The sequence below is a fragment of the Duganella fentianensis genome, assembly GCF_009857835.1.
Classification (GTDB): domain Bacteria; phylum Pseudomonadota; class Gammaproteobacteria; order Burkholderiales; family Burkholderiaceae_D; genus Rugamonas; species Rugamonas fentianensis.
Genome location: NZ_WWCL01000010.1, coordinates 1 through 16,396, shown reverse-complemented (window position 1 = coordinate 16,396; position 16,396 = coordinate 1). Strand labels below are relative to the sequence as shown.

Here is a 16,396-nt window from a genome sequence, read left to right as displayed (position 1 = left end):
AATGCATTCATCGTGATATACTCGCCGCATGGTCCGCCGAACTCTCATCATGCTGATTACTCTACTCGCGCTGCAGTTTAGCTGGAGCGTGGTGGCAGTCTATTGCACGCATGAGACGGGTAAAGCTGCAAATCACTGGGGCCATCATCCCGATACCAATCCTTCGGACAGCGTCGCTTCGATTCTGAAAGAAAAGCCGACGGACGCAAAGAAGTCGTCGGCGCATTCTCATTGCGCTTCGTGTGCACACGGCACCTTGTGGCTTGATAGCTTTGACGGCATCTCGCATCCTCAGATCGCTGAAGCTGCTCCAGTGTCCACCGAAATCATCCTCTCCTCGTTTTACATCGCTCCTCCAGAACGCCCTCAGTGGGCAGTCGCCGCTTAACTCCGGCGGTTGTATTCGGCCGTCTCTCTAGAAGTGTGACTTACGCCTGAAAATAGGCGGAGGTTGCTGCACGCCGCCGGATTTCTTCGTCTTTAATTTTCGGAGTTATCCATGCAATCCCAACATTTGGTTTTGGGAGCGGCTGTCCTATTGGCACAGCTCATCCCCTTTAGTACCCAGGCTGCTGGGCAACAGAGCGCTGCCTTCACGATTGGTGAAGTGGTGCCTGCAGCAAATACAAATTCCGCACCGCTGACGCTGGAACAGGCCATCGCAATGACCCTGTCGACCAGCCCAGAACTGCGTTCGGCCGCACAGAGCGTTGCGATCGCCGAAGGCGCGCGCGTCCAAGCCGGCATGCGCCCCAATCCTGAACTGGCGCTGCTGCGCGAAGGTACTTCCTCCCGCAGCAATCGTACTGATACCTACCAGTTAAGCCAGCCCATTGAGATGGGCGGCAAACGCGGTGCCCGTATCAAGCTGGCTGAACAAGATCAGGCGCTGGCGCGCGGAGATGTGGACGTCGCGGCAGCAGAGTTGCGCGCAAACGTCACTGCGGCCTATTTAGAGGCCCTTACGGCGCAAGAGCACGTAGCGCTGGCCAAGGAGTCTCTCAGCCTGGCAGGAAAGGCTACGAATGCCGCTGGGCGCCGTGTGGCGGCCGGCAAAATCTCGCCTCTGGAGCAAACCCGATCGAGCGTGGCTGAAGCCAGTGCGCGTCTGGAGTTGTCGCAGGCAGTCGCCGACGCTGCATTGGCACGGCGCCGCCTGGCTGCATTCTGGGGCAGCACGCAGCCTGAAGCGCGCTCCCTAGTGACGCCAGACATCAACCTGACCGTCATTCCTGCATTGCCTGAACTACAGTCTCGCCTGGATGCATCGCCACAGATGCAACGTGCACGCATGCAGATCGCTCGCGAAGAGGCCGGCGTGAATCTGGCGAAGGCAGATCGTGTTCCTGACCTGACCCTCACGCTGGGGAAAAAGAAGGACTTCCAGACCAACGTCTCTCAGACGGTTGTAGGTGTCGCGATACCGCTGCCGTTCTTTAACCGCAACCAAGGCAACCTCTTGTCCGCACTGCGTCGTGTTGATAAGGCGAAGACCGATGCCGAGATCGAGTACCTGAATGCATCCCAAGCCTTGGCAGACGCTCACCAGCGGGCATCCGTCGCACAGGAGCAGATTGAGAGCATGCGCAACGAGATCCTGCCGGCTGCACAAAGCGCGTTCAACGCGGCCGTCACGGGCTTTGAACTCGGCAAGTTCGGGTTTATTGACGTGCTCGATGCTCAGCGCACCTTGTTCCAAAGCCGCGCTCAATATCTGAGCGCACTCTCCGCCCGCTATCGCTCTCTCGCCGATCTGGAACGTTTCATCGCCGTAGAACCCAACGTTGGCAACTACACGACTGACAGGAATGCAAAATGATGTTCAATACTGATAAAAAATCTCAAAAAACTGCACTGATCATTGTGCTGATTGGCGCCGTACTTGGTGCGACCATCCTGTTATGGAAAAAGGACAGTGGCGGTGGCGCCGCTGAAGCACCGCATGCAGAAGAAACCGCGAAGAAGGAAGGCGGCGATCACGCCGGCGAAGAAGGCGTGGTGCTGATGAACGCAAAGCAGATTCAGACTGCCGGCGTGACGATCGCGAAAGCTGAAGCGGCCACGATGGGCAACGTCATTCAGTTGCCGGGTGAGGTACGCTTCAACGAAGATCTCACGGCGCACATCGTACCGCGTACACCTGGCGTGGCTGAGTCGGTTGCCGCTGACCTGGGCCAAAGCGTTAAGAAAGGCCAGGTTCTGGCAGTCATTTCCAGCCCTGCCTTGGCAGACCTGCGTAGCGCGTCACTCGCAGCACAAAAACGACTGGGCCTGGCACAGACCACATACCAGCGCGAGAAGAAACTGTGGGAAGACAAGATCTCTGCAGAGCAGGATTATCTCCAGGCGCAGACTGCGCTGCGCGAAGCTGAGATCGAAGCCCAGACCGCCCGCTCCAAGTTGGCAGCATTGGGTGCAGGCGAAGCCGAAGGCGCGCTTAACCGCTATGTGCTGCGTGCACCGTTCGATGGCGTCATTCTGGAAAAGCACATCGCACAAGGAGAAGCCGTTAAAGAAGACGCCAACGTCTTCCTGCTCTCGAATCTGTCTAGCGTGTGGGTGGAAGTTGTGGTGACGCCAAAGGATCTGGAATTGGTCCGCGTAGGTGAAACCGTCACGATCACTTCGGCAGCTAATGATACCTCCGCCACCGGAAAAGTCAGCTACGTCGGCAATCTGCTAGGCGAGCAAACCCGCACAGCCAAAGCGCGCGTTGTCATCGCTAATCCGAATATGGCCTGGCGTCCAGGTTTGTTCGTCAATGCAGCTATGACGCGCGGTGAGAAGAAAGTTCCTGTCGCCGTCGTTGCTGATGCGGTGCAGACCATCGACGGTAAATCCGTGGTCTTCGTGAAAGTCGAAAAAGGTTTCAAAGTCCAGCCCGTCAAAACTGGTAACAGCGACGGCAAGTTCGTTGAGATCGTAGAGGGCCTGCCGGCCGGAAGCCAGTATGCCGCGAGCAATAGCTTCGTGGTCAAAGCTGAGCAGGGCAAAGGCAGTGCCGGACACGAAGACTAACTAAGGAACCGACCATGTTTGAACGAATAATTCAATCTTCCATCGGACACCGATGGCTTGTCATGCTGGCCGTGCTTGCAATGGCCGCCATCGGCGTCTACAGCTATCAGAAGCTCCCGATTGACGCTGTGCCTGACATTACCAATGTGCAGGTGCAGATCAATACCAGTGCCAGTGGCTATTCGCCACTGGAAGTTGAACAACGCGTGACCTTTCCGATCGAGACGGTGATGGCGGGCCTTCCTAATCTGGAGCAGACCCGATCGCTGTCGCGTTATGGTTTGTCGCAGGTGACCGTCATCTTCAAGGATGGCACCGACATCTACTTTGCGCGCCAGCTCGTCAATCAGCGTATCCAGGAGGCCAAGGAGAATTTGCCTCAGGGTGTCGTACCTATGATGGGACCGATTTCTACCGGCTTGGGTGAAATTTACCTGTGGACGGTTGAGAGCGAGCCGAATGCAAAAAAGCCTGATGGCACGCCGTACACTCCGACTGACCTGCGAGAGATCCAGGACTGGATCATCAAGCCGCAACTGCGCCAAGTGGAAGGTGTCACTGAAATCAACTCGATCGGTGGCTACGCCAAGGAGTATCACATCACTCCTGACCCTGTGAAGCTGAGCTCCTATGGCCTGACGCTCAAGGATGTAGTGGGCGCCATCGACCGTAACAACAATAACGTCGGCGCCGGCTACATTGAGCGCAAGGGCGAGCAATTCCTGATCCGCGCGCCTGGCCAGGTGCGCACGTTGGATGATATTCGCAACACCATCCTGAACAATGTTCAAGGCGTCCCGATTCGCGTGCGCGATGTGGCTGAGGTTGCCATTGGTCGCGAGTTGCGTACTGGTGCAGCGACGGAAAATGGCCGTGAGGTTGTGCTGGGCACCGTCTTCATGCTCATCGGCGAAAATAGCCGCGTAGTCTCTCAGGCGGTTGCCAAGCGCATGGAGGCGGTGAACCGTTCCCTGCCGGCTGGCGTCAAGGCTGTGGCTGTCTACGACCGTACCGTGCTGGTCGACAAAGCGATCGCAACGGTCAAGAAGAACCTGCTCGAAGGCGCGATCCTGGTCATCGTGATTCTGTTCCTCTTCTTGGGCAACATCCGCGCGGCAATCATTACTGCGATGGTCATCCCTCTGGCGATGCTCTTTACCTTTACCGGCATGGTCACGTACAAAGTGAGTGCCAACCTGATGAGTCTGGGGGCATTGGACTTCGGTATCATCATTGACGGCGCCGTGGTGATCGTCGAGAACTGCGTGCGTCGCCTGTCGCATGCACAAGAGCACCTCAAGCGTGAGCTCACCCTGCGTGAACGGTTCCATGAAGTATTTGCGGCCGCCAAGGAAGCGCGCCGTCCGCTGCTGTTCGGCCAGTTGATCATCATGGTCGTCTACCTGCCGATCTTTGCTCTTGCCGGCGTCGAAGGCAAGATGTTCCACCCAATGGCCTTCGCCGTGGTTGCGGCACTGCTGGGCGCCATGATTCTGTCCATGACCTTCATTCCGGCCGCCGTAGCGCTGTTCATTGGCAAGCGCGTGGCTGAGAAGGAAAACCGCCTGATGGTGATGGCGAAGAACGGTTACGAGCCTTTGCTGGCAAAAGTGATGAACAACGCTACCGCCGTGATCACCGGCTCTGTAGTGCTGATTATTCTGTGCGGCTTGCTGGCGACCCGTTTGGGCAGTGAATTTGTGCCGAACCTGAACGAAGGCGATATCTCGATCCAGGCGCTGCGCATCCCGGGCACCAGTTTGAGTCAGTCGCTGGAAATGCAGAAGAAGCTCGAAGCTGGCCTGAAAGCAAAATTCCCGGAAATCGATCGCGTTTTTGCACGTACTGGTACCGCAGAAATTGCATCGGACCCAATGCCGCCGAATATCTCGGATGGCTACATCATGTTCAAGCCAGATTCGGAATGGCCGAAGCCGAAGAAAACCCGCGACGAATTGGTGGCTGAAATCAAGGAAGAAGCCGAGAAGTACGTCGGTAATGCCTATGAGTTCTCTCAGCCTATCCAGCTGCGTTTCAACGAGCTGATCTCTGGTGTGCGTAGTGACGTCGCGGTCAAGGTCTATGGCGACGATATGGACGTCCTGGCTGAGACCGGCAAGAAGATCGCCGATGTGCTGCAACGCATACCGGGCGCCACCGAAGTGAAGGTGGAACAAACCGGTGGTTTGCCGATGCTGACCGTGAAAATCGATCGTGAGAAGACTGCGCGTTATGGCCTGAATATCGGCGACGTACAAGAAGCACTCGCGATCGCTACCGGTGGTCGTGAAGCCGGCATCATGTTCGAAGGTGACCGCCGCTTCGATATCTTGGTCCGACTGCCAGAAACGCTGCGTAGTGACCTGGATGCTTTGCGTCGCCTGCCGATCTCGCTGCCGGCGCAAGCTGGCGCCACAACCTCGTTCATTCCATTGAGTGAAGTGGCTTCGCTCGACTTCGCTCCAGGTCCGAACCAGATCAGCCGCGAGAACGGTAAACGCCGCATTGTGATCAGCGCTAACGTCACCGGCCGTGATATCGGCAGCTTTGTGCCTGAGGCGGAGCAAGCGATCGCCAAAAACGTCAAGATCCCATCTGGATATTGGACGACCTGGGGTGGTACGTTTGAACAGCTTCAGTCCGCAACCAATCGCCTGAAGATTGTCGTTCCACTGGCACTGTTCCTGGTGTTCACGCTGTTGTTCGTCATGTTCAACAACGTCAAGGATGGCCTGCTGGTCTTTACCGGCATTCCGTTTGCGCTGACCGGCGGCATCATCGCGCTGTCGATGCGCGGCATTCCAATGTCGATTTCGGCGGCAGTGGGCTTCATTGCACTGTCGGGGGTGGCCGTCCTCAATGGCTTGGTGATGATTTCCTACATCCGATCCTTGCGTGAAGAAGGAATGAGTGTGGACGCGGCGGTGATTACGGGAGCCTTGACCCGTCTGCGCCCCGTACTGATGACTGCGCTGGTCGCTTCGCTGGGCTTCGTGCCGATGGCGCTGGCTACCGGTACGGGCGCCGAAGTACAGCGTCCACTGGCCACTGTCGTCATCGGCGGCATCCTGTCGTCGACGGCGCTGACCTTGTTGGTACTGCCTCTGCTGTACCGCTTGATGCATCGCAACGATCCTGAGGAAAAGGAGGTTGTCCCTGATGACGCACAACCTGCTCACTAACTCGAACTAACCCCTCGTAGATTGCGGCCGGCATTGCCGGCCGCCTCTTCCGACTCACTGAAAAGCGAGTCGGTGGGGTTCTTTACGCCTAAAACTGGCATTCAAAAGGTGGTGAATATGAATTCAAGCGAATCCGCGGCCCACGCCGAGCTGACAACGTTCCTTGTCTACGGTTCCATCGTAATGATCTTGATCATGGGGGGCCTTATATGGTGGCTGAACTACAGCTACAAGAAGCGCAATAAGAAACACCAAAAGCCGCATTTGGAGCTCGTCAGTCCGTCATCCAAGCTGCATGGCCAACGCCGCCACAAGCGACACGAGAAGTAAGGAAAGTCTATGAGCTCAAATCACGCACACGCAGTCAATGAGGGCACGAATGAAAAGCCGCTCTGGATTGCGCTAATACTGACAACAACATTCCTGATTGCGGAAGTTACGGGTGGAGTCCTGACCAATAGCCTGGCACTGATTTCAGATGCCGCTCACATGTTCACCGACGCTGCTGCATTGGCAGTATCTCTGGTCGCGATCCGAATCGGTAAACGCGCGGCCGACAGCTTACGCACGTTTGGCTATTACCGATTCGAAATTCTGGCTGCTGCTTTCAATGCAGTGTTGCTCTTCCTGGTTGCCATGTACATCTTGTACGAGGCTTACCAGCGGATCAACAACCCTCCGGAAATTCAATCCGGTGCGATGCTTATCGTCGCAACCCTTGGCCTGATGATCAATCTGGTGAGCATGCGCTTGCTGGGCAGTGGGAAGGACAAGAGTCTGAACGTCAAAGGTGCCTATCTCGAAGTATGGAGTGACATGCTTGGGTCGGTAAGCCGGCGCTCGCCGATCTTTTAAGAGATTGATTTGCCCGTATGACTATCCCAATTTGAACAGGAGGTTGAAATGGACAATGTAAAAGGTGATGCACCGAACGTCTTCAACGGCTGGACCAAGGAAGTATTTTGGGAAAGGGCATTGGAGATTTCGGAGCAGAGGTTGACCGTACTGGCATCGAATATTGCGAACGCTGATACGCCCAACTACAAGGCGCGCGATATCGATTTTCGAGCATCGTTGCAGCAAGCGATTGCTGCGAGCAACGCAACGACGGTGACGGTTAAGGTCACCAGCTCGCCGGCTAAAGACGCTCCTTTTGTGGCTACGCTGATGTACCGCATCCCAACACAGGGCTCAGTTGATGGGAACACCGTAGAGATGGACACCGAGCGCTCTTCTTTCGCAGATCAGGCAATTCGGCATGAGTTCTTGCTGCAGAAGGCATTAGATGAATACAAGGAAATCGGGTCATTGTTCAAGAACATGGTCGGATGAGTCCCGAAACAGGAGGTAAATATGAAACGCAATCAGATATTGATTCTGGTCGTCATCTCTGTGATGACTGCTGGATGTAGCACGAAGCCGCCGGATGATCTGGGGACGCAAATTGGAACCATCACCGAGATATTCGATGTGGGCGTCGAGCCGTCTGATCTGCCGGACTGCCGTGTGTCGCGCAATCCTGAAGAGTTGTCGACGGGCCGCTATATGCAGGTTCACTTCAAGAGCTACCGGCTACACCGATCGATCAATGCATTTGTTCCGCTATCAAAGGAGTTTAAAAAAGATGACAAGGTAGTGGTCAGGCACCCTTACTGCGTTGGCTCGCATAAGCCAGAGATTACGAACGTTGTTGTTGAATGATCTGGATTGCCCAGGCAGCTTGATGTGCCAAGTTTTGCACAGGGATATATCACCTTAATCAACTATATTTCATGTCTGATTTTTTGAAGTCTAAGATCGAGCTGTACGCGCTCATCATAATATTCGTGGTGTGTTCTATCTGGGTACTCGACATTCGTAGTCTGGTGCCGCCGGATGAGGGGCGCTACGCAGAAATGGCGCGTGAGATGTTCGTAACTGGCGACTGGATTACGACGTGCCTCAATGGCATCAAGTATTTCGAAAAGCCACCGCTCCATATGTGGATGAGTGCTGTTGCCTATGCCTTGTTCGGCATTGGAGAATGGCAGGCACGGCTTTGGAACGGCGTATGCGGGATCATGGGCGTTCTGCTTGTCGGCTACACCGGGCGAAAATTGTTCGGCGGGCAGGTCGGATTTTATGCTGCATCGATACTCGCATCGATGCTCTTCTGGACCGGTGCGTCGCAGTTCAATACCCTGGACATTGGCGTGGCTGCGACATTGACCATTTCGCTGTGCTCCTTACTTGTTGCGCAGCAGGACCACGCGACTGCATCGGAGCGCCGTAACTGGATGCTCGTATGCCGTAAAGGAAAGCAAATTTTTCTGCAAATTCTGGAGGCTCTCCCCTCTGCGCGCATGTTTTGCCGTAAAGGAAAGCAAATTTGTCTGCAAATTCTGGAGGTTCTCCCCTCTGCTCGCATGTTTTGCAGACAAATTTCTCCGCACTCACAAGAAAGTAAATTTGTCTACACAGAGCATTGGCAAGTAAATCTGTCTGTTCGCAGCTTCAGGTCGTCACCATTCGGCGTAAGTTGTTGAAATCATGAATGAAACACGCTTCCAATCTGCTGTTCCGCGCGCACGGCCTGCCGGCTCTCGCTGCATCGACGCGTACAGACTGAAGCTGGGTTGGCGGCCATAAATGCTGCCCGGTGCATAGCGATCTGCTGGAAAACGCCTGTCGTACTTGCGGTGCCAAGGCGCCCTACCGGCTCAACGTCGCCCTGCTCGACCCACCCTATCGATGCGGAAGCTGTGGCCATCTGTACGGCGCATCGCCGCCCGCTTCGCTGCCACACAAGCGTTCATTCAACAAGAAGGCGCGCATCGCCATTACGCGATTGCGCTTCAGCCACTACTCGTATTTTTGAGCGGTCCTCGGCGTCCCGACGCCTACGATGTAGACGGCAAATTGCAGACAAATTTGCTTTCCTGAGAAATTTTGCAGAGAAATTTACTTTCAATTCTCTAAGTATTTGATTTCGCGGTAAATTTTCGAAAAAATTCGATAAAGAGGACCATGCAGACAAATTTGCCGTCGCGTTGCAGACAAAATTGCTTTCCACTACGGGTGTCGAATCCATAAGTACTGATTGCTTCGACTTGAAAACCAAGTAGCAAGAACAAGCCCGCATGATGCGGGCTTGTTGCTTCTACCGACTCAGTCTACAGTTGCATCACAGAGCGCACCGCTTTATGCAGAAATCGCCGTGGCGATTTGCTTGGCTTTAATTCAAAACCGCAGGGCGCTGCCCCGCACCCCGCGTTCGCCACGTGGCAGAGGGGGGTTAGCGCTTTGCGGCTTCTGCTGATGTTGATGCGGCGCTGTTACCCTCAGACGTGCTGAGGCCAACATTTTTTTCGGTATGTTGCTGGACCTTGCTGAGCGCGTTGTAGCCCAGAACCACTGCCCCTACCACCAGAATGGTCACAACATTAACGACCAGATTTCCGCCTACATCGCGTAACCAGCCGAGCCAAGTTCGTTTCCCCGCTAATGCTTGGCTGATAGTGCTCAACTGAGTTTGCAAACCAGAATTTAAGTTGAGAACATGGTTGTAGAGCACACCTTGGCGAGTATCATCTTCGGTCCTTTGCACAAGGTCATCTAGGCCGGCATTAAGAAATGCTTGCGCAAGCGCCTCTGCTTGCGATCGGTAGGCAGCAATTGAAGTGTCCATGGATGCGATGGCATGGAATTGCTCTATTTCCGCACGGCTCGGATTGCCGGCGGAGGTGTTTTTGCAAAACTCGACTTTTTGCTGTTTGTAGATGATGTAGGCCAGGGCGCCGACGAGGTCATTCGGATCCGCTGTCAGCTTTTCATAGATGTTGTTGTGAGCCACTGTCGTTGCACTTACTTGGGTTTAACAGTGTCGCGAGCGACGCGATAAGCTGCGGACATCTTCTCGGTAGAAACACCGACTTCTCGCATCACTTTCGCCGCGACAGGCGAGGACGGAGCTCGTGACAAGGTAGTTGGAGTTGTGGAATACCTTGCCTCGGATATTGCGGACGACTTGCTGACCATCCGGCCATTGATAGCCATGACGTCGCTACGAGAGAAAGTCACTTTTGCCATACTGCTCTCCTCGCTATTGAAGTTGTCTTAAATATACACCAAAAGATTTTCCATTATACGCTCGTTCGCGGCAACGGTCGAGAAGGTTGGTCACTCTGCCGGTTCGCGTTCGTAGCAAACTCTTCAACTGCATAGAGTAGAGAAGTTGCCGTTTCCTACATCGGCTTAGCGGCTATTGATGGTAAATAAATATCGGGATGGCGTTAAATTTGGCTTTGCCAAAGTGGTAAATATAATTTAGAATGCGTTGATTGGAATTTACCAATGAATGTAAGTCTTTGATTTAAATGGTGATGAGTGGAAAATTTTCCAAGAAGAGAGCTTGTTAAGGTTGTTCATGCAGGTATGAATGGCTCCGCAAGTGCCTTTACCCAGTCGGTGGGGCGTTTCATCGCCAAGCTCAAAAGTGTCGACCTTGAACTTGCGCAAGAGTTATCCGCGTTGCTGCCTAACGCCAGCGCGTTGCGCAGTGCCGATACCTTTGTCCCGGCGCCCGTTGATGTTGATTCGCGAATGCAGTTGGTCGAGGTCATGTACCCGGTCATGCTAGACAAGGCTCCTATTTTTAGTGGCGAGATAAAAGATATGCTTGGCGCCTGCCTCAAAGAATGGGGCAGCATAGACGTCCTGCTTAGGGAGGGCTTGGCGCCCGCTCGGATGCTGCTGTTTTGTGGTTTGCCTGGCACCGGCAAAACGATGGCAGCGCACTGGTTGGCGCAGGAGCTGCAGCTCCCGCTGTTGACATTAAATCTAGCCACCGTGATGAGCAGTTACTTAGGCAAAACAGGAAATAATCTCAAAGCTGTGTTCGACCACGCAAATGCACGACCATGCGTGTTATTACTTGACGAATTCGATGCGATCGCTAAGCGTCGTGACGACGGTAGTGATGTTGGCGAACTAAAGCGTTTAGTCAATGTGCTGCTGCAGGCACTTGATGAGTGGCCTGCCAACGCGATGCTCGTGGCTGCGACAAACCACGGCGAATTGCTCGATCCAGCGGTATGGCGTCGCTTTGATGTTGTGCTGAATTTCGATAAGCCCGATGCTGGGCTTATCGCACAATTCCTGTGTGATTTACCATTAGCCGACAAGACAAGAGAGGCCTTGGCGAAGTTGTTGGAGGGAGAGTCCTTTAGTGCTATTGGTGCGATGGTACTCTCGGCCAGGAAAACTGCCCTACTTGAACAGGCACCGCTTGAGCCGTTGCTGCTGAAGTTGGCTATTCGTGCATGTATGAGCCGTGGACAGATGAAGAAGCCGCTCGATGCGGAAATGTTGCTGATGTATTTGGACGGGTATTCGCGACGAGAGATCGCATCGCATTTCGGAAAGACTCACCCTACTGTTAGTAGCGTGATCAAACGATATTTGGGAGAGTAGGAATATGCAGGGTACAAACATCATCCTGGGTTACGGGGAGACGCTGACCTCACGCCACGATCTAACTCGTACCGGCGGACCGAAGAAGTATCCCTATGACATCGATGAACAACGACTTTGGCTGGGCGGGCAATTGAATATTTTGCACCAGGTCACCGCCGCTCTGCCAGTTGCCGCCAAGCCTCGTGGGCAGAGCGTTGCCAAGTTAACCTTGCATCCTACGTTTCTGGCCAAGAGCCATCACCCTAACGCACTGCTGGCAGCAACTGGGCTTCGCTGCATCGGAAGTCGTGGCGTCATTATCACGCCACGCAAAGACACAAAGAATGATACTGAACCTACGCCGACGTTTACGGCAGAATTGTTTGTTGCCGGCACAGACAGCGAGTTCGATACGTTGAGGAGTTTTTTGTTCACGCCAGGCACCCCCAAAACGCACCAGGATGCATTGCGGCGGCTTGAGCTCATCTCCTCCTTCAGCGCCGCCGAAAAGAACCTTCTGCCATCAGAAGCTCAAGGCAAGGTGTTGCTCGAAGTCGTCCTGCATGCGTCGCAGCAGGACGCTGATATCGTGGCGATGTTTATCGCATACGTAACAGCTCTCGGCGGCGAGGCTGATCACGAGCGCAAGCTCGTTGTTTCAGGTTTGACTTTTATGCCCGTCCGCCTTGCGGCCGATCGAGCGGTCCAACTCGGTCAATTTCAGTTCGTACGGGTGTTGCGTGCGATGCCGGTCCTGCGCATGGGGGGCGCCCCAATGCGTGCTATCGGCACACCAACGGCGCAATTGCCATCGCTGCCGGCGATAGATTCACAGCTGAAGGTTGGTATTTTCGATGGCGGTATCGGTCATACCAGCTTTTCCCCATGGGCAAGTGAAGTTCTGCTACCGGGTACTGAATCGACCAGCGCGGAATTCCTCCGGCACGGCAACGGTGTGACCAGCACGGTGCTTTTCGGTTCGGTGGATCCTGCAGCCACGGCCTTCCCTCGCCCTTACGCCAACGTGAAGCATTACCGCTGCATCAGCCCATCACTGCTCTACGAGCAAGGAGTTCAAGACATCGACCTTTACAGTGTGTTGAAAAACATTGATGCTGTGTTGAGGTCCGAAAAACTGGACTTTGTAAACTTCAGCCTCGGTCCATATATGCCAATGGAGGACGAGGAAGTTCATCCATGGACCGCCCTGATTGATAGTCATCTCTCCTCGGGTAAGACTTTTGCCACGGTGGCGGTGGGTAATGACGGTAACGAGCCATGGCCAATGTCGCGTGTTCAGCCACCCTCGGATATGGTAAACGCTATCGCTGTTGGGGCCTGTGACAGCAAAGGTGCGAAGTGGGCACGCGCAGGCTATAGCTCTTATGGACCAGGCCGTAGTCCCGGGCTGATTAAACCTGATGGTGTCAGTTTCGGCGGTTCCGACGTTGAGCCGTTCGTGGTGTATAACGCGTTGGCTGGGCAGTTGATGGCTACGCAAGGAACCAGCTATAGTGCGCCAGCCACGTTGAACACGGCAATTGGCGTCAAGGCATCGCTAACGTCTCCGCTCAATATGCTGGCATTGCGTGCGCTCATGAATCACCATGCTAAACGAGAAAAAAAGATGCCCATGAGCGAAGTCGGCCGCGGCCGTTTTCCGCAAAGCGTTGAAGAAGTATTGCAATGCCCTGACAACGAAGTGCGAGTGATTTATCAAGGCACGTTGACGGCCGGTCAAAATCTTCGTGCATTGATTCCTTTCCCAACTATGCCTTTGCTGGGGGCAGTGCATTTGAGAGCGACGCTTTGCTTTGCTAGTCAAACCGATCCAGAACACGCGGTCAACTATACTCGCGCCGGTCTGACAGTTATCTTGAGGCCCAACCGCAATTCAGCAGGTACTGTTACCTTCTTTAGTGCCAAGAAAATGTATACGACAGAATTGGAGGCGCGATCAGGTGATCAGAAATGGGAGACAACACTACGACATGAGCAAAAATTCAATGTCGAGACGCTTAACGATCCATTGTTTGATATCACCTACGGTGCACGCGAAGAAGGGCAGGCCGTTGACAATAGCACGTTGCCGCCGTTGCCATATGCAATGGTTGTGACGGTGTCGGTTGAGGATACGCCTGGGGTTTACAACAATATACGCCAGCGCTACCAAACGTTGCAGCCTGTAGAGATTCGTCAGGAGGTACGCATCCAAGCTTCCGGCAACGGCAGTTCGAGCTAATTGAATCGCCACGAGTTCTATAGACACTCTCCAGCCTATAATTTAGACCAATAGGAGAAGTGATGAGCAACAAGCGATACACCGACGAATTCAAAGCTGAGGCAGTTAAGCAGGTCACTGTGCGAGGGCATACTGTGGCCGATGTAGCTGCACGGCTCGACGTTAGTGCGCACAGTCTTTATCAATGGATGAAGCGCTTTGGCATCCCACCAGCGGAGCGCAAGGTCTCCGACGACCAGCAAGCCGAAATTCGAAGGCTCAAGGCTGAACTCAAGCGCGTCAGCGAAGAACGGGACATCCTAAAAAAGGCCGCAACGTACTTCGCCAAAATGTCCGGGTGAAGTACGTATTCGTGCGCGAGCACCAGAAAACCTATTCAGTGCGGCGTCTGTGCAAGACGCTGGAGATTCATCCCAGCGGTTACTACGCATGGCTGCACGCCCCTGATTCGGCAAGGGCCATTGAGGACCGCCGCCTTCTGGGCCACGTCAAACAATCATGGCTCGAAAGCGGGTCCATCTATGGCTACCGTAAGGTCTGGCAAGACCTGCGCGAACTAGGCGAGGTCTGTGGCATCAATCGTATCCATCGGCTGATGCACCAAGAAAAATTGCGCTCGCAGACCGGCTATCACCGCCGTCCACGTTCCCGCAGTGGGCCGCCATCAGTCCACGCACCGAATCATCTTCAACGTCAGTTCGCACCTGCGGAGCCAAACCGGATTTGGGTCACCGACATCACCTATATCAGGACTCACGAAGGCTGGCTTTACCTGGCAGCAGTGCTGGACCTGTTTTCGCGTCAGGTTATTGGTTGGTCGATGGGAGCTCGCATGGACAAGGAGTTGGCCCTGAATGCGCTGGTGATGGCAGTTTGGCGACGCCAGCCAAAACAAACCGTGATGGTGCATTCAGACCAGGGCAGCCAATTTAGCAGCTATGACTGGCAGGATTTTCTCAAGGCTCACAATCTTCAGCAAAGCATGAGCCGACGTGGCAACTGCCATGACAACGCAGTCGCTGAAAGCTTTTTCCAACTGTTAAAGCGTGAACGCATCCGCCGCAAATCTTACGAAACACGGGAGCAGGCCAAGCGGGATATCTTCGATTACATCGAGATGTTCTACAATCCAAAACGCCGACACGGCTTTAGCAACCAGCTGTCTCCGGCAAACTACGAGAAGCAATACTTTCAGAGGCTGTCGAGCGTCTAGCAAACTCGTGGCGATTCAGTTGGTTGAACTTTGGTTGTAATTTGATAGCCTCGATAGTTGGTCGTCCTAGTGAAGCTCATATTACCTCCATGAAAGTGTGTAGTATAACGATAGCAAGGTCCAATGGATGAGCATGCAATTGAAGATTGTAGTTGTGTTGTTCGTGCGCCCATTGATTTACTACGGTATTGATGTCAAAGAAAATAGTGGACGAAATAATGAGTCAACCAAACGAGCCTGAGGTCAAGCAGCAAACATTATTTGTTCGATTTGGCGCTGGACGCTGGTATGCAATCCTACCGCACATGGAAGCAAGCTTTAGAAAAGCTGGAGCCGAAGTCAGTGAGATGCCTTTGAGTTGTGCCGAAGAAGGTATGGAGATAGGTGGGACGGAGCTCGTGCAAACACCTAGTGCCTTTCCTATTGGGCCGCAGTGATTTAATCGGGACGAGACCATTCGTCAATTATGATGAAGCCATTTGATTTAAAACAGTCGTTGGTTTGCTACTGCGATTTTGATGGATGTCTTCATGACGACGCTGTTTTTTGGCATCCTAAGTACGGAATCTATGTGGGAACGCCTGGCCGGACTCTTTTTGAGTGGATGCCCATACTAGAGAATCTCTTCGAACCTTACCCAGAGGTGAAGATAGTCCTTTCGACGTCTTGGGTACGTATGCGTGACTTCCGATTTGCCAAGGGGCAGCTCTCTCCAAGCTTACAGGCGCGCGTCATTGGCGCGACGTTTCACAATCGAGAGATGCGTAAAGATGAGTTCGACCAGATGTCCCGTGGTCAGCAAGTGTTGGCAGATGTCGAACGTCGGCGGCCTAAAAGTTGGTTCGCAATCGACAATGATAGCGCCGGCTGGCCTGACCATCTTCGCGACCAACTTGTCCTGACCCAGGACCGCTTTGGACTTAGTGAGTTGCGGGTGCAGCAGGAAATTCAAAGCATTTTGGATACCTGCTTTCAAATATAATTGTTTGTAGCGGTGGTATCTATCCTTGTTGGTAAGACAAAGGGTTACTGTCCTGCTGGGGCAGTTTGTGACTACGAGCGTAGTCTTTCGGGCGTGAGTCACGACATTTGAATACTGAATGACTACGAGCGTAGTCATTTTTGGTACTGGGTGCGGCTGAGATGAATTCGTTTTGAACCTTTTGCATATTCTCTCTTGACAGAAGTGGTCCCGCTTGATTGGACAGTCAAATCGTTGGCTTAAGTGGAGCCTTGCGTGAAAAAGCTTATCCACGGCGCCGCTCGCCGCCCCGTGAACAGGGCAAGAGCGTGCGGCACGGTGGGTAA

At 53.8% G+C, this 16,396-nt stretch carries 12 protein-coding genes and 1 pseudogene; 12 read left to right on the top strand and 1 reads right to left on the bottom strand.

The features are described from left to right. The first annotated feature begins 49 nt into the window (after positions 1–49). From GTP23_RS22055 to GTP23_RS22020, 8 genes and pseudogenes are all read left to right on the top strand, one after another. Complete coding sequence (locus GTP23_RS22055; protein ID WP_161037106.1) at positions 50–388, top strand: hypothetical protein; 339 nt, start codon at positions 50–52, stop codon at positions 386–388. A gap of 111 nt (positions 389–499) precedes the next feature. Then, entirely contained in the window at positions 500–1,819 is a 1,320-nt protein-coding gene (locus GTP23_RS22050; RefSeq protein WP_161037105.1) for a TolC family protein, read from the top strand. Beyond that, positions 1,816–3,018, top strand: coding sequence for an efflux RND transporter periplasmic adaptor subunit (locus tag GTP23_RS22045; protein WP_161037104.1), 1,203 nt, complete (start codon positions 1,816–1,818; stop codon positions 3,016–3,018). Before GTP23_RS22050 ends, GTP23_RS22045 begins: the two co-directional genes overlap by 4 nt. A 14-nt stretch (positions 3,019–3,032) precedes the next feature. Continuing rightward, positions 3,033–6,200, top strand: a complete 3,168-nt coding sequence (locus GTP23_RS22040) for a CusA/CzcA family heavy metal efflux RND transporter (protein WP_161037103.1) — start codon at positions 3,033–3,035, stop codon at positions 6,198–6,200. Between the two features lie 339 nt (positions 6,201–6,539). Further along, positions 6,540–7,031, top strand: a pseudogene (locus GTP23_RS22035) (cation diffusion facilitator family transporter); the annotation flags it as partial. A gap of 72 nt (positions 7,032–7,103) precedes the next feature. After that, a complete protein-coding gene (gene flgB / locus GTP23_RS22030; protein WP_161037102.1) occupies positions 7,104–7,532 on the top strand; it encodes a flagellar basal body rod protein FlgB in 429 nt (142 codons plus the stop codon). Between the two features lie 21 nt (positions 7,533–7,553). Beyond that, positions 7,554–7,901 carry a hypothetical protein gene (locus tag GTP23_RS22025; RefSeq protein ID WP_161037101.1) on the top strand — a complete coding sequence of 116 codons (348 nt, stop codon included), beginning with the start codon at positions 7,554–7,556 and terminating at the stop codon, positions 7,899–7,901. Between the two features lie 71 nt (positions 7,902–7,972). After that, the gene (locus GTP23_RS22020) at positions 7,973–8,725 is read left to right on the top strand and encodes an ArnT family glycosyltransferase (RefSeq protein ID WP_161037100.1); all 753 of its coding nucleotides are present in this window, start codon (positions 7,973–7,975) and stop codon (positions 8,723–8,725) included. 749 nt (positions 8,726–9,474) lie between these two features. On the opposite strand, the gene GTP23_RS22015 is transcribed toward GTP23_RS22020, so the two are convergent. Then, the gene (locus tag GTP23_RS22015; protein ID WP_161037099.1) at positions 9,475–10,032 is read right to left on the bottom strand and encodes a hypothetical protein; all 558 of its coding nucleotides are present in this window, start codon (positions 10,030–10,032) and stop codon (positions 9,475–9,477) included. 533 nt (positions 10,033–10,565) lie between these two features. On the opposite strand from GTP23_RS22015, the gene GTP23_RS22890 reads away from it, so the two are divergent. The 4 genes from GTP23_RS22890 to GTP23_RS21995 all read left to right on the top strand — a co-directional run bounded on the left by GTP23_RS22890 (position 10,566) and on the right by GTP23_RS21995 (position 16,070). Further along, positions 10,566–11,651, top strand: a complete 1,086-nt coding sequence (locus GTP23_RS22890) for an AAA family ATPase (RefSeq protein ID WP_202412312.1) — start codon at positions 10,566–10,568, stop codon at positions 11,649–11,651. A 4-nt stretch (positions 11,652–11,655) separates the two neighbouring features. Then, positions 11,656–13,875: a S8 family peptidase gene (locus tag GTP23_RS22005; protein ID WP_161037098.1), complete on the top strand. Its 2,220-nt coding sequence runs from the start codon at positions 11,656–11,658 to the stop codon at positions 13,873–13,875. 62 nt (positions 13,876–13,937) lie between these two features. Further along, a protein-coding gene (locus GTP23_RS22000) for an IS3 family transposase (RefSeq protein ID WP_161037097.1) occupies positions 13,938–15,088 on the top strand; the annotation gives its coding sequence in 2 pieces (ribosomal slippage) (positions 13,938–14,175 and positions 14,175–15,088; 1,152 coding nt in all). 466 nt (positions 15,089–15,554) lie between these two features. Continuing rightward, entirely contained in the window at positions 15,555–16,070 is a 516-nt protein-coding gene (locus tag GTP23_RS21995) for an HAD domain-containing protein (protein ID WP_229256241.1), read from the top strand. The last annotated feature ends 326 nt before the right edge of the window (positions 16,071–16,396 follow it).

Excerpts from the sequence above, each read along its gene's own strand:
- GTP23_RS21995 (WP_229256241.1), top strand. The coding sequence starts at position 15,555 with ATGATGAAGCCATTTGATTTAAAACAGTCGTTGGTTTGCTACTGCGAT.
- flgB (WP_161037102.1), top strand. The coding sequence starts at position 7,104 with ATGGACAATGTAAAAGGTGATGCACCGAACGTCTTCAACGGCTGGACC.
- GTP23_RS22005 (WP_161037098.1), top strand. The coding sequence starts at position 11,656 with ATGCAGGGTACAAACATCATCCTGGGTTACGGGGAGACGCTGACCTCA.
- GTP23_RS22050 (WP_161037105.1), top strand. The coding sequence starts at position 500 with ATGCAATCCCAACATTTGGTTTTGGGAGCGGCTGTCCTATTGGCACAG.
- GTP23_RS22020 (WP_161037100.1), top strand. The coding sequence starts at position 7,973 with ATGTCTGATTTTTTGAAGTCTAAGATCGAGCTGTACGCGCTCATCATA.
- GTP23_RS22025 (WP_161037101.1), top strand. The coding sequence starts at position 7,554 with ATGAAACGCAATCAGATATTGATTCTGGTCGTCATCTCTGTGATGACT.
- GTP23_RS22040 (WP_161037103.1), top strand. The coding sequence starts at position 3,033 with ATGTTTGAACGAATAATTCAATCTTCCATCGGACACCGATGGCTTGTC.
- GTP23_RS22055 (WP_161037106.1), top strand. The coding sequence starts at position 50 with ATGCTGATTACTCTACTCGCGCTGCAGTTTAGCTGGAGCGTGGTGGCA.
- GTP23_RS22045 (WP_161037104.1), top strand. The coding sequence starts at position 1,816 with ATGATGTTCAATACTGATAAAAAATCTCAAAAAACTGCACTGATCATT.